The organism is Nonomuraea africana (assembly GCF_014873535.1).
GTDB lineage: Bacteria > Actinomycetota > Actinomycetes > Streptosporangiales > Streptosporangiaceae > Nonomuraea > Nonomuraea africana.
Genome location: NZ_JADBEF010000001.1, coordinates 6,611,432 through 6,626,054, shown reverse-complemented (window position 1 = coordinate 6,626,054; position 14,623 = coordinate 6,611,432). Strand labels below are relative to the sequence as shown.

19 protein-coding genes and 1 tRNA gene are annotated in these 14,623 nt (G+C 69.0%); 10 read left to right on the top strand and 10 right to left on the bottom strand.

Going from position 1 to position 14,623, the window contains the following annotated elements:
• The first annotated feature begins 113 nt into the window (after positions 1–113).
• Entirely contained in the window at positions 114–2,087 is a 1,974-nt protein-coding gene (locus tag H4W81_RS31365) for an MFS transporter (RefSeq protein WP_192778116.1), read from the top strand.
• Here H4W81_RS31365 and H4W81_RS31360 read toward each other — a convergent pair.
• From H4W81_RS31360 to H4W81_RS31350, 3 genes are all read right to left on the bottom strand, one after another.
• Positions 2,080–2,361, bottom strand: coding sequence for an FmdB family zinc ribbon protein (locus H4W81_RS31360; protein ID WP_192778115.1), 282 nt, complete (start codon positions 2,359–2,361; stop codon positions 2,080–2,082). The two genes, H4W81_RS31365 and H4W81_RS31360, sit on opposite strands and share 8 nt — an antisense overlap.
• Before the next feature lie 66 nt (positions 2,362–2,427).
• The gene (locus H4W81_RS31355) at positions 2,428–3,933 is read right to left on the bottom strand and encodes a potassium/proton antiporter (protein WP_192778114.1); all 1,506 of its coding nucleotides are present in this window, start codon (positions 3,931–3,933) and stop codon (positions 2,428–2,430) included.
• A gap of 48 nt (positions 3,934–3,981) precedes the next feature.
• On the bottom strand, positions 3,982–4,551 hold the full coding sequence (locus H4W81_RS31350; RefSeq protein WP_192778113.1) for a 5-formyltetrahydrofolate cyclo-ligase: 570 nt from the start codon (positions 4,549–4,551) through the stop codon (positions 3,982–3,984).
• A gap of 25 nt (positions 4,552–4,576) precedes the next feature.
• On the opposite strand from H4W81_RS31350, the gene galU reads away from it, so the two are divergent.
• The 7 genes from galU to H4W81_RS31315 all read left to right on the top strand — a co-directional run bounded on the left by galU (position 4,577) and on the right by H4W81_RS31315 (position 9,200).
• A complete protein-coding gene (galU, locus tag H4W81_RS31345; protein ID WP_192778112.1) occupies positions 4,577–5,479 on the top strand; it encodes a UTP--glucose-1-phosphate uridylyltransferase GalU in 903 nt (300 codons plus the stop codon).
• Entirely contained in the window at positions 5,466–6,653 is a 1,188-nt protein-coding gene (gene glp / locus H4W81_RS31340) for a molybdotransferase-like divisome protein Glp (protein ID WP_192778111.1), read from the top strand. The genes galU and glp overlap by 14 nt, the downstream gene beginning before the upstream one ends.
• On the top strand, positions 6,650–7,120 hold the full coding sequence (gene moaC / locus H4W81_RS31335) for a cyclic pyranopterin monophosphate synthase MoaC (RefSeq protein ID WP_192778110.1): 471 nt from the start codon (positions 6,650–6,652) through the stop codon (positions 7,118–7,120). Before glp ends, moaC begins: the two co-directional genes overlap by 4 nt.
• Positions 7,117–7,593: a MogA/MoaB family molybdenum cofactor biosynthesis protein gene (locus H4W81_RS31330; protein WP_225958878.1), complete on the top strand. Its 477-nt coding sequence runs from the start codon at positions 7,117–7,119 to the stop codon at positions 7,591–7,593. The genes moaC and H4W81_RS31330 overlap by 4 nt, the downstream gene beginning before the upstream one ends.
• A 43-nt stretch (positions 7,594–7,636) precedes the next feature.
• On the top strand, positions 7,637–8,269 hold the full coding sequence (locus H4W81_RS31325) for a GNAT family N-acetyltransferase (RefSeq protein WP_192781154.1): 633 nt from the start codon (positions 7,637–7,639) through the stop codon (positions 8,267–8,269).
• Between the two features lie 178 nt (positions 8,270–8,447).
• Entirely contained in the window at positions 8,448–9,074 is a 627-nt protein-coding gene (gene sepX, locus H4W81_RS31320) for a divisome protein SepX/GlpR (RefSeq protein ID WP_192778109.1), read from the top strand.
• 52 nt (positions 9,075–9,126) lie between these two features.
• A tRNA-Ala gene (locus H4W81_RS31315) sits at positions 9,127–9,200 on the top strand.
• A 320-nt stretch (positions 9,201–9,520) separates the two neighbouring features.
• Here the strand turns inward: H4W81_RS31315 and H4W81_RS47785 are convergent.
• Positions 9,521–9,712: a site-specific integrase gene (locus H4W81_RS47785; protein ID WP_225960924.1), complete on the bottom strand. Its 192-nt coding sequence runs from the start codon at positions 9,710–9,712 to the stop codon at positions 9,521–9,523.
• Between the two features lie 49 nt (positions 9,713–9,761).
• Between H4W81_RS47785 and H4W81_RS31310 the strand changes: the two genes are divergently transcribed.
• Positions 9,762–10,385, top strand: coding sequence for an EamA family transporter (locus tag H4W81_RS31310; RefSeq protein ID WP_318782069.1), 624 nt, complete (start codon positions 9,762–9,764; stop codon positions 10,383–10,385).
• Positions 10,386–10,455: 70 nt separating this feature from the next.
• Here the strand turns inward: H4W81_RS31310 and H4W81_RS31305 are convergent, their stop codons facing one another.
• The 6 genes from H4W81_RS31305 to H4W81_RS31280 form a co-directional block, all read right to left on the bottom strand.
• Positions 10,456–10,671: a hypothetical protein gene (locus H4W81_RS31305; protein ID WP_192778108.1), complete on the bottom strand. Its 216-nt coding sequence runs from the start codon at positions 10,669–10,671 to the stop codon at positions 10,456–10,458.
• 121 nt (positions 10,672–10,792) lie between these two features.
• Positions 10,793–11,173 carry a YbaB/EbfC family nucleoid-associated protein gene (locus tag H4W81_RS31300; RefSeq protein ID WP_192778107.1) on the bottom strand — a complete coding sequence of 127 codons (381 nt, stop codon included), beginning with the start codon at positions 11,171–11,173 and terminating at the stop codon, positions 10,793–10,795.
• A complete protein-coding gene (locus H4W81_RS31295; protein ID WP_192778106.1) occupies positions 11,166–11,564 on the bottom strand; it encodes a YbaB/EbfC family nucleoid-associated protein in 399 nt (132 codons plus the stop codon). Before H4W81_RS31295 ends, H4W81_RS31300 begins: the two co-directional genes overlap by 8 nt.
• Entirely contained in the window at positions 11,551–12,360 is an 810-nt protein-coding gene (locus tag H4W81_RS31290; protein WP_192778105.1) for a hypothetical protein, read from the bottom strand. Before H4W81_RS31290 ends, H4W81_RS31295 begins: the two co-directional genes overlap by 14 nt.
• A complete protein-coding gene (locus tag H4W81_RS31285; RefSeq protein WP_192778104.1) occupies positions 12,361–12,624 on the bottom strand; it encodes a hypothetical protein in 264 nt (87 codons plus the stop codon).
• A gap of 172 nt (positions 12,625–12,796) precedes the next feature.
• Positions 12,797–13,051, bottom strand: coding sequence for a hypothetical protein (locus H4W81_RS31280; RefSeq protein ID WP_192778103.1), 255 nt, complete (start codon positions 13,049–13,051; stop codon positions 12,797–12,799).
• Between the two features lie 547 nt (positions 13,052–13,598).
• Here H4W81_RS31280 and H4W81_RS31275 point away from each other — a divergent pair.
• A complete protein-coding gene (locus H4W81_RS31275) occupies positions 13,599–14,513 on the top strand; it encodes a class I SAM-dependent methyltransferase (RefSeq protein ID WP_192778102.1) in 915 nt (304 codons plus the stop codon).
• Positions 14,514–14,623 lie beyond the last annotated feature (110 nt).

Sequence of the window (14,623 nt, the reverse complement as noted above, 5' to 3'; positions counted from 1 at the left end):
AGGAGGAGCAGAACGCGGTTCTGTGGATAACCGGCGGGAAGCGACTCCACAGAGTAGTCAAATGATCGCGAAGGGTATGCTCGTCTCACAAGGTGCGACAAGGAGATGACCCGATGCAAGAGCGGCAAAAAGGCCTCGGCCTGATCCTCGTCTCGCTCATGCTCGGCATGCTCCTGGCCGCCCTCGACCAGACCATCGTCTCCACCGCGCTGCCCACCATCGTCAGCGACCTCGGCGGGCTCGAGCAGCTCTCCTGGGTCGTCACCGGCTACCTGCTGGCCTCCACCGTTTCCACCCCACTCTGGGGCAAGCTGGGTGACCAGTACGGTCGCAAGAACCTCTTCATCACCGCGATCGTCATCTTCCTCATCGGCTCCGCGCTCTGCGGCCTCAGCCAGACGATGGGCCAGCTCATCGCCTTCCGCTCCCTTCAGGGGCTCGGCGGAGGCGGCCTCATGGTCCTCGCGCAGGCCATCGTCGGCGACGTGGTCCCTCCCCGCGACCGGGGCAGGTACCAGGGCTTCTTCGGCGCCGTCTTCGCCGTCTCCAGCATCGTCGGCCCGCTCCTCGGCGGGTTCTTCGTCGACAACCTCTCCTGGCACTGGGTCTTCTACATCAACCTGCCCATCGCGGCCGTCGCGCTCGTGGTGATCGTCGCTGTGCTGCCGGGGAGGTCCACCCGTACCCGGCACACGATCGACTACGCGGGCATCGTGCTGCTCGGCAGCGCGACCTCGTGCCTCGTCCTGCTCGCGACCTGGGGCGGCACCACCTACCCGTGGTCCGACCCGATGATCTGGGGGCTCGGCGCGGCGGCCCTGGTCATGCTGGTGGCCTGGTGGGTCGTGGAGCGGAGGGCGGCCGAACCGGTCATGCCGCCGCGGCTGTTCGCGCTGCGCAGCTTCACCATGTCGTCCCTGGTCGGCTTCGTCGTCGGGTTCGGCATGCTGGGGGCGCTGACGTACCTGCCGCTGTTCATCCAGGTGGTGTACGGCGTGAGCGCCACCACGTCGGGCATCCACCTGCTGCCCATGATGGCGGGCATGCTCACCATGTCGATCGTGAGCGGCCAGATCGTCTCGCGCACGGGGCGCTACAAGTTCTTCCCGATCGTCGGCACGGCCGTGGCCACGCTCGGCCTGTTCATGCTCTCCCGCCTGACCGAGCAGAGCTCCACGCTCATGATGAGCGTCGACCTGCTCGTCCTGGGGCTCGGCCTCGGCATGGTGATGCAGGTCCTCGTCATCGTCGTGCAGAACGCCGTCGGCTACGAGGACCTCGGCGCCGCCACCTCGGGCGCCATCTTCTTCCGCTCGATCGGCGGCTCCTTCGGCGTCGCCGTCCTCGGCGCGGTCTTCACCGGCAGGCTCAACGACGACCTGCGGAAGGTCGTCGCCAGGGTGCGGCTGCCTGAGGGGTTCGACCCCGCGCAGGTGGAGGCGGACCCGACCGTCATCCAGCGGCTGCCGCCCGCGCTGACGGCGGAGTTCCTGCACGTCTACGCCGACGCGATCTCCAGGGTGTTCGCCGTGGCGACCCCGGTCATGGCAGTGGCGTTCGCGCTGTCCTGGTTCATCCCCGAGCAGCCGCTCAGGCAGACCGTGAAGGCCGTCGACCTCGGCGAGGGCTTGGGCGCGACCTCCGCCGAGCGGTCGTCGCTGGCCGAGGTCGAGCGGGGTCTGGTCCGGCTGGCCGACAACGACCTGCGCAAGGACTACTACGCCAGGCTGGGCGCGCTGGCGGGGCTCGACGGCATCCCGCCCGCGGGAGTCTGGATCATCGCCAGGCTCGGCGGCGAGGGCTGGGTCCGGGCCCAGGATCTGGCCGAGCGGGGCAGGGTCACCAGGGCCGAGGGCCGGCCGTACGTCGAGCAGCTGATCGAGGCGGGGCTGGTCAGGCGGTCGACGGACGATGAGTCGCTCAGGCTGACCGCCTACGGCGACCACGTGGCCGAGACCCTGCTCGCACACGCGAAGCAGGGACTCAAGGAAATCGTCGACGACTGGGGCCCGCACCCGGAGCTCCAGCACCTGTTGGACCGCCTCTGCCCCGAACTGCTGGGTGCCGAGGCGGACCGGCCTAGCTAGAGGCGGCGGCCGGCGCGGGGGTCGCGGCGGCAGCGGGGGCGGGGGTGCTCTCGGCGGGCTTGGCGGGGGTCGTCGTCGACGTGCCGGTCGAGGACGAGGAACGGTTGTCGGTGCGGTAGAAGCCCGAGCCCTTGAAGACGATGCCGACAGCCGAGAAAACCTTGCGCAGCTGTCCCTCGCAGGCGGGGCAGATGGTCAATGCGTCGTCCGAGAACTTCTGGACGACCTCGAGCGGCTGACCGCAGTCGTTGCAGACGTACTGGTACGTGGGCACGCGCTCCTCCTCAGGTTGGCACTCGACGTACGCGACTGCTAATCATAAACGCTCCTTGGGTGCGACTCATTCCATACCGCGCTCGCCGTACCATCCGGCCAGCTTGCCCCGGCGGCTGACCGCCCGCAGCCGCCGTTCGACCTGGTCGCGGCAGGCGGCCGTGGCGACCACCAGCAACTGGTCCTCGGCTCTCAGCCTGGTGGTGGCCGTGGGCACGAACGTGCGGCCCTCGCGGACGATCAGCGTGACGGCCGCGTCGGCGGGCAGCCTGAGCTCGAAGACCTCCACGCCGTGCAGGCGCGAGCCCTGCGGCACCTTGACCTGGAGCAGGTCGGCGTTCAGCTGCTCGAGTGGCGCCGACTCCACGTCGAGATCGCGCGCCTCGCCCTCGGCGGCCACGCCGAGCAGTCTGGCGGCGTAGGGCAGCGTCGGCCCCTGCAGCAGCGTGAACACGATCACGATGACGAAGACCTGGTTGAACAGGTGCTCGGCCTCGCCCACGCCCCGCGCCCACGGGATCGTGGCCAGCACGATCGGGACCGCGCCGCGCAGCCCCGCCCACGACAGGAAGGCCTGCTCGCGCCAGTTGACGCCGTCGAGGCGGACCAGCTTGATCAGGAAGGCGCAGGCCATCACCGACAGCGGTCTGGCCAGCAGCACCAGGACCGTTCCCGCGATGAGACCCGGCACGACGTCCACCGGCATGTCGCCGGGACTGGCCAGCAGGCCGAGCATGACGAACAGGCCGATCTGCGCCAGCCACGCCGCGCCCTCGGCGAAACCGCGGGTGGCCACGCGGTGCGGCAGCCTGGCGTTGCCGAGGATCAGCGCCGTCAGATAGACGGCGAGGAACCCCGAACCGTGCAGGAGGACGGCTCCGCCGTACGCGACGAAGGTGAGCGCCAGCACCGCGATCGGATAGAGACCGGAGGCCGGCAGCGCCACGCGGCGCAGCGCGTAGGCGCCGATCGGACCCAGCAGCCCCGCCACCGCCGCGCCGATCGTCAGCTCCATCACCGCGTGGAGGACGAACTCGCCCACGCTCGGCACGGGCCTGCCCGCCTGGCTGAGCAGCACGACCACGATGACCGTGGGCGCGTCGTTGAAGCCGGACTCCGCCTCGAGGATCCCCGACAGCCTGGTGGGCAGCGGGAGGCGACGCAGCACGGAGAAGACCGCCGCGGCGTCGGTGGAGGCCAGGACCGCGCCGAGGATCAGCGCGCTGCGCCAGTCGGCGCCCAGCAGACCCTGGACGGCCAGCGCCACGACGACGATGCTGACCGCCACGCCGAGTGTGGCGAGGGCCATCGCGGTCGGCACGGATTTTCGGACATGGCTCCATGTCGTGGTGAGCCCGCCCTCGGCCAGGATCAGCGCCAGGGCGCCGAGGCCGACCTGCTGGGCGATCTCCGGATCGTCGAAGGGGATGCCGAATCCGCTCTCGCCGAGCAGGAGTCCGAAGCCGAGGAAGAGCAGGAGGCTGGGCAGACCGCTGAGGTGCGCCACCCTGACCGAGGCGATGGCCGCGATGACGACGGCGGCCCCGAGAAGAAGCCAGACGTCGAGCTTCATCCGGCCCCCTCTCTCTTTCCTGAGGGCTATTGTTGCGTACTCTCCTGGCTAGTCCGTTTTCACAAGGCCGCCTGGATGCAGGGCCCAGCGGACCCGGCGGTCGTGGGGTTCTGCGGGGATCCCGTCGATCAGCTCGCCGTCGTGCAGGAGCGCCACCGTCGGCACGTTCGGCCCCACTCTGGCGAGCGCGCGGTCGTAGGAGCCGCCGCCGCGGCCCAGCCGTACACCCGTGGTCCTGTCGACGGCCAGCGCGGGCACGATCACCAGCGCGGCGGTGCGGATCGCTTCGACGCCCCTGCGCGCGTCGACCGGCTCCATGATCCCGAAGCGGCCGGGCGCGAGCGTGTCGGGCCCGTCGTAGACCGCCCAGTCGAGGTCGTTGTCGTCGCGCAGCACCGGCAGCATCACCGTCGCCCCGTGCTTCCACAGCGCGAACACCAGCCCGTGCGTGTCCGGCTCGTCGCCGATCGACCAGTAGCACGCGACCAGTCCGGCCATCTGCACCCAGGGCTGGTCGAGCAGCGTTTCGCGGATCCGCCGGGCGTTCTCCCGCCGCTTCTGCTCGGGAAGGGCGGCACGCTGCTCCATCAGCTTGCGGCGCAGGTTCAGCTTGTCCACAGATACCTCCAGTAGGGTCGCCTGTATGGCTGACTTCGACCCTGTGACGAAAGCCGTCGTGCCCGCCGCGGGTCTGGGCACCCGGTTCCTCCCGGCGACCAAGGCAACTCCCAAGGAGATGCTGCCGATCGTCGACAAGCCCGCGATCCAGTATGTCGTCGAAGAGGCCGCCTCCGCCGGGCTCCTCGACGTGCTGATGGTGACCGGCAAGAACAAGCGCTCCATCGAAGACCACTTCGACCGCGCGTTCGAGCTCGAAGGCGCCCTTGAGGCCAAGGGCGATGAGGAACGGCTCTCCCAGGTCCTCGAGCCTGCCTCGCTGGCGACCCTGCACTATGTACGGCAGGGCGCGCCCAAGGGCCTCGGGCACGCCGTGCTCTGCGCCAAGCAGCACGTCGGTGACCATCCCTTCGCCTGCCTGCTCGGCGACGACCTGATCGACTACCGCGACCACCTGCTCAAGCGCATGATCGAGGTGCGCGACACCTACGGCGGCAGCGTCGTGGCGCTGATGGAGGTGCCCAAGGAGCAGGTCTCCCTGTACGGCGTGGCCACCATCTCGCCGACCTCCGAGGACGACGTCGTGCGCGTCACCGACCTGGTGGAGAAGCCACCGGTCGACGAGGCGCCGTCCAACTGGGCGGTCATCGGCCGCTACGTGATCGACCCCGCCGTCTTCGAGGTGCTGGAGAACACCCCGCCCGGGAGGGGCGGCGAGATCCAGCTCACCGACGCCCTCCGCACGCTGGCCGGGCGCGGCAACGAGGCGGGCGGCCCCGTGCACGGCGTGTTGTTCCGCGGCCGCCGCTACGACACGGGCGACAAGCTCGAATACCTGCGCACGGTGGTGAGGTTCGCCGCCGATCGTGAGGATCTCGCCCCGGACTTTGTACCGTGGCTGCGTGAGTTCCTCGATGAAATCAGTTGACGCGCACCTGGCCGACATCCTCGCCACGGTGCGCACGCTGGCCCCGCTCGAGGTCGAGCTCGAGCGGGCGCTCGGCACGACGCTGGCGGAGGAGGTCTCCTCCCCGGTGCCGCTGCCGCCCTTCGACAACTCCGCGATGGACGGCTACGCCGTACGGTGGGCGGACGTCGCCTCCGCGCCGGTGACGCTTCCCGTCATCGACGACATCGCGGCGGGGTCGGGCGAGCTCAGGGCGATCGGCCAGGGGCACGCCGTCCGCATCATGACGGGCGCGCCGCTGCCGGCGGGCGCCGACGCGGTCGTGCCCGTGGAGTGGACCGACGGCGGCACCGCCACCGTGCGCATCCACCGCGCCGTGCCCGAGGGCAACGCCGTACGGCGGGCGGGGGAGGACGTGCAGGCCGGAGAGGTCGTGCTCAAACCCGGCAGCACGATCGGCGCCGCCCAGCTCGGCATCATCGCGGGCACCGGACGCCGCCGCGTCTGGGTGCGCCCGCGCCCGCGCGTCGTCGTGCTCTCGACCGGCGCCGAGCTGGTCGAGCCCGGCACCCCGCTGGGCCCGGGCCAGATCTGGGACTCCAACAGCTTCACCCTCACCGCGGCCGTCCGCGAGGCCGGTGGCGACGGCTTCCGCGCGGGCACGGTGACCGACGACCCCGCGGCCTTCCTCGACCAGCTCGACGCCCAGCTCGTGCGCGCCGACGCGGTCATCACCAGCGGCGGGGTCTCCATGGGCGCCTACGAGCCGGTGAAGGAGGCGCTCGGCCCGCTCGGCACCGTCAAGTTCGAGAAGGTCGCCATGCAGCCCGGCATGCCGCAGGGCTTCGGCGTCGTCGGCGACGACAACGTCCCGATCTTCACCCTGCCCGGCAACCCGGTGTCGTCCTACGTCTCCTTCCAGCTGTTCGTACGGCCGGCGCTGCGCAAGATGCGCGGCCTGCCCGCGGGACCGCCCGTCACCCGGCAGGCCCACCTCCTCGAGCCGCTGCGCTCGCCCGAGGGGAAGCGCTCGTTCCTGCGCGGCGTGCTGGCCGACGACGGCACGGTGACGCCGGTGCACGGGCAGGGCTCGCACCAGCTGGCCGCGCTCGCCTCGGCGAACTGCCTCATCATGGTGCCCGAGCAGGTGACCGACGTGCCCTCAGGGGCTTCTGTACAGGTGATTCGGATATGAGTGGTTTCACGCATCTCGACGAGACCGGCGCCGCGCGCATGGTCGACGTCGCGGGCAAGGACGTCTCCGTCCGCACGGCCACCGCCACGGGGCGGGTCGTGCTCTCGGAGGAGGTCGTCGCGCTGCTGCGCTCGGGCGAGGTGCCCAAGGGCGACGCGCTCGGCGTGGCCCGCATCGCGGGCATCATGGGCGCGAAGCGCACGCCCGACCTCATCCCGTTGTGCCACCCGATCGCGCTGCACGGCGTGTCGGTGACGCTCGCCGTGGTCGACTCCGGGGTGGAGATCACCTGCGTGGTGAAGACCGCCGACCGGACGGGCGTCGAGATGGAGGCGCTGACCGCGGTCACCGTGGCGGGGCTCGCCCTCATCGACATGGTGAAGGCGGTGGACCCGGCGGCCGTGCTCACCGACGTGCGGGTGGAGGAGAAGACCGGCGGGAAGACCGGGCTCTGGAGACGTCCTTGATCCGCGCGCTCGTCATCACCGCCTCCAACCGCGCCTCCGCCGGCATCTACGCCGACAAGTCAGGACCCCTCCTGGCCTCGCTGCTCTCCGACGCGGGCTGCACGGTGACCGGACCTGTCGTGGTGCCCGACGGCACGCCGGTGGAGGAGGCCCTCAGGGCCGGGGTCGCCCAGGGTTACGACGTGATCGTCACGACCGGCGGGACGGGGCTGACCCCCCAGGACCTCACGCCGGAGATGACGGCCAAGGTCATTTCTCGCGAGATTCCTGGCATCGCGGAAGCCATCAGGCAGGCGAACCGCGACCAGGTGCCCACCTCGGTCCTGTCGCGCGGGCTGGCCGGACAGGCGGACGGCACCCTGATCGTCAACCTGCCCGGATCGTCGGGAGGCGTGCGGGACGGCGTGGCCGTCCTCGCCCCCATCCTCGGCCACGCCGTCGACCAGATCCGCGGCGGCGACCACCCACGCTGACCTGGCCCCGATCCATGGCGGCCTGCCGCGTCTTCGGGGGATGATGAGAGATGTGGATCGACTACGTGGCTGGCCGGTGACCCTGACAGAGGGGCCGGTGGGGTTGCGCCCGCTACGCCTTGGCGACGTGCGGGTGTGGCGCGACACCCGCCTGCGCAACGCCGAGTGGCTACGCCCGTGGGAGCCGAGCAATCCCGAGACGCCCCTGTTCAGGACCGGGCTCGGGCCGTACCTCTCGATGGTCACCATGCTGCGCAGAGAGGCCCGCCAGGGACTCTCCATGCCCTGGGTCATCACCTACGAGGGCCGCTTCGCCGGACAGCTGACCGTGGGCGCCATCGTCTGGGGCTCGGCGCGCTCCGCGCAGGTCGGCTACTGGATCGACGGCGCGCTGGCCGGGCGCGGCATCACCCCCACCGCGCTGGCCATGGCGGTCGACCACTGCTTCTTCACCACCGGCCTCCACCGGATCGAGGCGAACATCCGTCCCGAGAATCACGCCAGCCGCAGAGTGGTTGAGAAGCTCGGGTTCAGGGAAGAAGGGATCCGTCGGCGTCAACTCCACATCGACGGAGCCTGGCGTGACCACATCTGCTACGCGCTGACCGTGGAAGACGTCCCTCGGGGGTTGCTCGTCCAGTGGCGTCGCGCCGGTTCATCACATGAAGAGGTTTGACGATCTCGCGACACACCGCACCGAATGCTCGTCAATTAGTGACACGCGGTCTTACGGTGCGTGACGTGAGCACATCGAAGACGCCAAGAGCACGTATGCGTCTTCATGCTGCCCTCAGGGCGGTTCCCGCGATCTCCGGGGCGCTTCGTGCGGCTCTGCTCGGCGCTCGGAGGTGGCCGTGAGCAGCGTGTTGCTTTACCTCGCCATCGTGGTCATGTGGTTGTGCGTCCTCGTTCCGATGTGGTTGCGCAGGGACCGCAGCAACCTGGCCGAGCTCGAGGAGTTCTACGCGGCCGAGGTGACAGGGCCCGTCCCCGTGATGTCCGCCACTTCCGCCGCCCCTCCCGTCGAGGACCCGGAGCCGGTGGAGGCGGACTACGCCCCGCTCTCCGACGACACGCTCAGCGACCTCCAGCGCCAGTCCGTGGACCTGCGCAGGCTCCGCGCCCGACGCCGAGCGATCATCGTAGCGCGCCGCAGGCGGATGCTGTTCTTCTCCACCCTGCTGATCCTGGCCTCCGTGGTGACCGCCGCGGTCCAGGTGATCCCCTGGTGGGGAGTGGCTCCGGCCGGGGTGCTCATGGCGGGCTACCTCACCGTGCTGCGCATGGCCGTAGGGGTCGACAGGGAGCGCAGGCAGCGCGCCGTGGAGGCACGCGCGGCGCGTCTGCGCAGGTTGCGGGAGCGACAGCGCGCTGAGGCGCTGGCGGCGGAGCAGGCGGAGGCGGAGATCCTGGAGTTCCGGCAGCCGGACGTTCTCTTCGATCAGTACGCGGACCCGCCCCGGCGGGCGGTGGGGGACTGAGAGACTGTGGCGCGAGGACTCCTGGAAGTTTGCTAATCTAATCGAGGTCGTTGGGGATGTAGCGCAGTCCGGTAGCGCACTTCGTTCGCATCGAAGGGGTCAGGGGTTCGAATCCCCTCATCTCCACCCAGCTCAAAGGCCGCTTCTGAGAGATCAGAGGCGGCCTTTTGCGTTGCCGGGTGACTAACTGAGTGACTACGTGTCCCTGGTCAGCGCGGCCAACGGTCGTTGATCGCTACGACGACTGCCGTCAGAAGGAATCCCAGTCCCACACCTACGATCGCGATCACGGCTGGGGCAGCGTTCGCCCCTGCGCCTCCTAGGAAGGCCGCCAAGGCGGCGAAGGTGAGGATGACCCATCCAACGATCACTAACCCATGCGCTCTGCTACTCCGGTTCAATAGTCGTCCTTCGTGGCGATTGGAGCCTCCATGATGGCGCCCATGTCACGCGTTGCGGAAGATCCGATCCATCGCCTCCGCACCTTCCAGAAGCACGGGCCGGAGTTGCTTGCGGTAGACCGTCTCTGTCACCGTCGTGTTGCTGTGCCCCACCAGGCGGGAGATGTTCTCCAGCGGGACGCCCGAGTCCGAGAGCAACGACACGAGCGCCGGCCGGCCCCAGCTGCGCTCGTTCACCGCTGCGCAGTGGCGTCCGGTGCTGGGGCTCGCCGTGGTGTTCGCGACGATGAATCTGACGCTGTACACGGCGATCGACCGGATCGGGCTCGGCCTCGCGGTCATCCTGGAGTTCCTGGGCCCTCTCGCCGTGGCGCTGGCCGGCTCCCGCCGCCGTATCGACCTGGCGTGCGCTCTCGCTGCTGCGGCGGCCGTGGTGGTCCTCACCCGGCCCCGGCCCAGTACCGACTACTTCGGCATTGGCCTGGCGCTGCTGGCCGCCGTCTGCTGGGGCTGCTACATCCTGCTCAACCGCACCGTGGGCGAGCGCCTGCCCGGCTTGCAGGGATCGGCCGCCGCCGCAGCCGTCTCCGGCCTGCTCTACCTGCCCGTCGGGGCCGTCGTGCTGTGGCTCCACCAGCCCACCGTCGGCGCCCTGCTGTGCGCGCTGGCCGCAGGCGTGCTGTCCTCCGCGGTGCCGTTCCTCGCCGACCTTCTAGCGCTGCGCAGGGTCCCCGCCCACTTCTTCGGGGTCTTCATGAGCGTCAACCCGGTGTTCGCATCCCTGGCCGGCATGCTGGTCCTCGGCCAGCACCTCGAATTGGCCTCGTGGGTGGCCATCGCCGTGATCGTCACCGCCAACGCCGTCGCAGTGGGCGCCGCTGCCAACCGCTCAAAGGGAAAGACCGCCTGATGAAGGTTCTCATCGTCCACGAGTGATCAGAGGCGGCCTTTTTGTTGCCGTGAGTACGACGTGTTCCTGGTCAGTGCGGCCAGCGGTCGTTGATCGCTACGACGATTGCGGTCAGAAGGCATCCCAGCCCCACGCCCACGATCGCGATCATGGATGGGACGTCATTTGCTTTGAGGTCCCCGACGAAGGCTACGAGGAAGGGGAAGACGAGGAAGATCCGGTTCATCGCCTCGGCGCCCTCTGGAAGCACGGGCCTGAGTTGCTTGCGATAGACCGTCTCGGTCATCGGTACAGCAGCGGGAGCCAATCGGGGAGCCACTCCGGCGGGATGCTATTCGTCGCCGAGTTGCTGGGGTGCTTTTCTCGCGGCTTGGCGGCGAAGCTCCTTTGGACCGTGCGTGCGTCGCCTACCGCAGGTCTGTCCTGCCTCCGCCGAAGAGTTGCTGGGCATCACCGAACAGGTCGCCCAGGCCGAGGCCCGCGCCCAGGTCGCCCATCAGCGCGGTCCTCGCCTCCGCCGCGGCCTGCTCGGCCGCGTGGATCGCCTCGAGCACCGCGTCGCCGAGCGTCACGCCGTCGTGCCGCCGCTTGCTCAGCTGGCTGATGTCGATGGCGAGCAGGTTTCCCGCCCCGTCCACCGTCGCCACGATCCCGCCCTTGTCGGACTTCCCGGTGAACTCCCGCGTCGCCAGCTGCTCCGCCGCCGCCGCGGTCTCGGCCTGAGTCGCCGACAGCCGCTCCAGCCGCTCCAGGTGCTCTGTGACCATCCGCAGCCTGTCCTCATCCATGCTCGGCCTCCCGCAGCATCGCGTCGAGGTAACCCGTGAGCGGATTGTCCTCCGGGTCTGGCTGCGGCCGACCGCCGTTCATGCTGCCCAGGATCTCGGTCAGTCCCTCCGCCGCGGCCTCGCGGGCCGCTCTGACCGCGTCCAGTACGGCCTGGCTCAGCTCCACGTGGTCGAGGTCGCGCATCGCCCGGTGGTCGATGCGCACGTCGAGGAGCTGCGCCGTGCCCGACACCGTGGCCACCACCCGGCCGGTGCCGTCGGCACCGGTCACCCGCCGCTCCTCCGCCTCGCGCATCCCGCCCGCGAACGCGTCGGCCAGACGTTCGACCTCGCGGAACAGCCCTGGGAGATCCTCCCCGTTGCCCGCGCTGAAAGCGTCAGTGTGCTTCACGAGGTTCCTTTGTGACGGGCTCCCAGAGGTCGGGGTCGGTGCCCGGCGCTTGCAGATGCAACTTGTCCTCTCCCACGGAGAAGAGCCCTCGAAGTTCAAAGATCTTGTGGCCGAGAGTTTCCAGCTTGAGGTCGAGTGCTTTGATCTTGCCGGCGAACTCCTGCAACAGGCTCGCGAGCAGCGAGAGGAACGTGACGGCAGTCGCCCCCAGGGCGAGCCTGCCAACCGGACTCGCCCTGAACGGCAGCAGGGCCTTGAAGGCGGTGCCGGCCACCACCAGCAGCGAAACGAGCTTCAGATCATATTCCACGACATCCCAGGCCAGGCTGGTCATGGTGGTGCTCATCTCCGTGGCGACGCGACCGAGCTCGTCGAACATGCCGATCAACTCGAACCGGAGATAGCGCTGGACCGTCTCCGACGCGTGTCCCACCCAGTACGGCGAGATCAGGCTGAAGAAGCTGATCCACACATCCCAGGCGCTGAGCTTGAGATCGCCCAGCATCTCGTTCCACATGCTCCGGTCCTCGAAGAACTGCCGAGGGTCGGACGCGTTCCCCACGGCGGCAACGACCATCGCAGCGCCTGCGACGGCCAGGCCAGACGCGGCCAGCCCCGCAAGGATCGGCCGATTGTGGGTCTTGACCAGGTTTATTACTCTCTTGAAGAAGTCCGGGTCGACCTTGACCTGGTTACGTCCGGCCAGCTGAGCTGCACGTGCCGCACGGTTCTGGGCGGCCCGTACGGTGGGGCTGACGTGGTGCGGCCTGGGCGGCCTGCCTGAGGGGGTCGGCATCTAAGGCACCTTGATCTGATTGAAAGCTGCTTTGGCGTCATCGTCGGCGTCGCGGTACCTCTTCGCCACGCTGATGAGCTTCGGCGCGTCGTCCTTGAGTACTCGCTCCAGGGTTCCCGCGGCTGAGACCCATTCCCCGATATAGCCGTTGAGCCTGGTGAGAAGAGGGCTAATGATGCGGGGGGCGTCAAACCATCCCCAGTCTTCTACCGTGGGCGTCTTGGCCTTGATCGCGCCGACGTTCGTCGCGGCATCAAGCATCACGTCGGCGAATGCGACGATCTTGTCGGTTCGTGCCGCAAAGCCATCCTTGTCATCTGGGACGGGCTCAGTGGGCCGCGAGGTAGGAACGTGATCGTCAGGACCAGGCAAAAGAGGGCCCTGCGGACGGCCCAGTCTGTCCGGCGGCAGGCACGGACGAATCCGGCACGGGGGATCATGCGGGCACGGGGACAGATCCGATGGAGAGGGACTCGGGGTGCCGGTCGAAGAGCTCGGTGACGGGCTCGGAGAGCCGGAGCCGCTGGGGGACGGACTGGGTGATCCGGAGCCGCTCGGCGACGGACTGGACGATCCGGAGCCACTCGGCGAAGGACTCGGCGTCGCGGAGTCGCTGGGTGAGGGACTCGCGGATGAGTCCGGATATGTCGGGCTCGGGGGGTTGCCGTCGGGCACTCGATACACCTTCCATGTGCTCAGTAAATGGGCGACACAGCTTCAGCGACGATCGGGGAACCGCGACAGGCATGCTCCGATTCGGTGCTCGGAACCTCCGGTTATGGGCGGGACCATAATCTAATGGACGATCGTCATCGGCGTCCACGTAAGCGTCATCCGCGTGCTCGCCTATAAATAACCTCCAGGAAGGCCGCAATTCCGGCCGACACCTGCCTGACGACCTAGATCGGTGGGCGGCGGCCTCTGGATGGACAGTGGCAGGGCGCCCGATTCGAGATCCGTCCTGACGACGCGTACGGCGGCGCATTCGGTCGTCTGTACGCGCTGGCGGAAGGCCAGGCCGTGTGCGAGATCGACGGTCGTGTCGTCAGGCCAGGGCTTCCAGGTTCGTGCCGACCCCGGTCGGCAGATGGCCGCCTCCCCTGGGTGGATATGAGGACCAACCGGCTCCGTCGTTGATGGGCATGGAACTTCCCCTCCCTAGGGTGACCGCAGACGGCCGGACGATCCCTTCCCGAGCGGGAAGGTTAGCCTGGCAGCGGAGAGGAGGGATGCCACGGATGACGCCGATCGCCTTCCGTCTCGTCCAGGCGGTTCTGCTGCCGCCCGCCGTCCTCGGCTACCTCCTCTGGGTGGTCAAGCTGGTCCTCTACACCCGAAGGACCGGCGTGTCGGCCACGGTGCTGGCCTCCTTCTACACCCGTTGGATGCAGCACAAGCTGGGCGTCAGGCCCGACGAGCCGTGCGACAGGCTGATGGCCGTCCTCCCCAACGTCTCCCGGCCAGGGCTCAGGCTGGCGACCACCCCCACGCTGGTCGCGCATCGGCTGACCGGGCACGTGCCGAGGATCTACCGCTACCCCCACCCGGGGGCGCCGCCCATCTGGCACCAGCCCGCGGCCAGGACGACCTTCTTCGACGAGGCGCTCGAGCCGCACCTGGGCGACCAGGTGGTGGTGCTCGGCGCGGGGCTCGACACCCGCGGGTACCGGCGGCGGCTGCGGTGCTTCGAGATCGACACGCCGAGGTCCCAGGCGTTCAAGCGGGAGGCGCTGAGAAGGGCGGGGGTGGACCCGGCAGGTGTCGTCTTCGTGCCCGCCGACTTCGAGAAGGACGACTGGTTCGAACGGCTCGTCGAGGCGGGTTTCGATCCTGGCCGGCCGAGCTTCTTCCTGTGGGAGTCGGTGACGATGTACCTGGACAGGGCGGCGGTGGAGCGGACGTTGCGGACGATCGCCCGCATCGGCGGGGTGGTGGCGTTCGACTACCTGGCGGAGCGCTCGCTGCTCATCCGCTGTGCCAGGCTCGCGGTCAGGGTCGTCGGCGAGCCGTTCAAGTTCGGGATCGACACCACCCGCGTCGCCGCCTTCCTCGAGTCGTGCGGCCTGTCGCTGGAGGAACATCGCACCCTCGGCCGTGACCCGGTGCTGGCCGGATTCGCCATTGCCCGTGGCCGGGTGACCGAAGCCGGGTGACTGAACCATTGTCTGTGGCCGGGTGACCGAAGCCGGGGTGACCGAATCATTGCCCGTGCTTGGATGATCGAACAATTACCCGTGGCCGGATGACCGAAATGTCCGAGCTG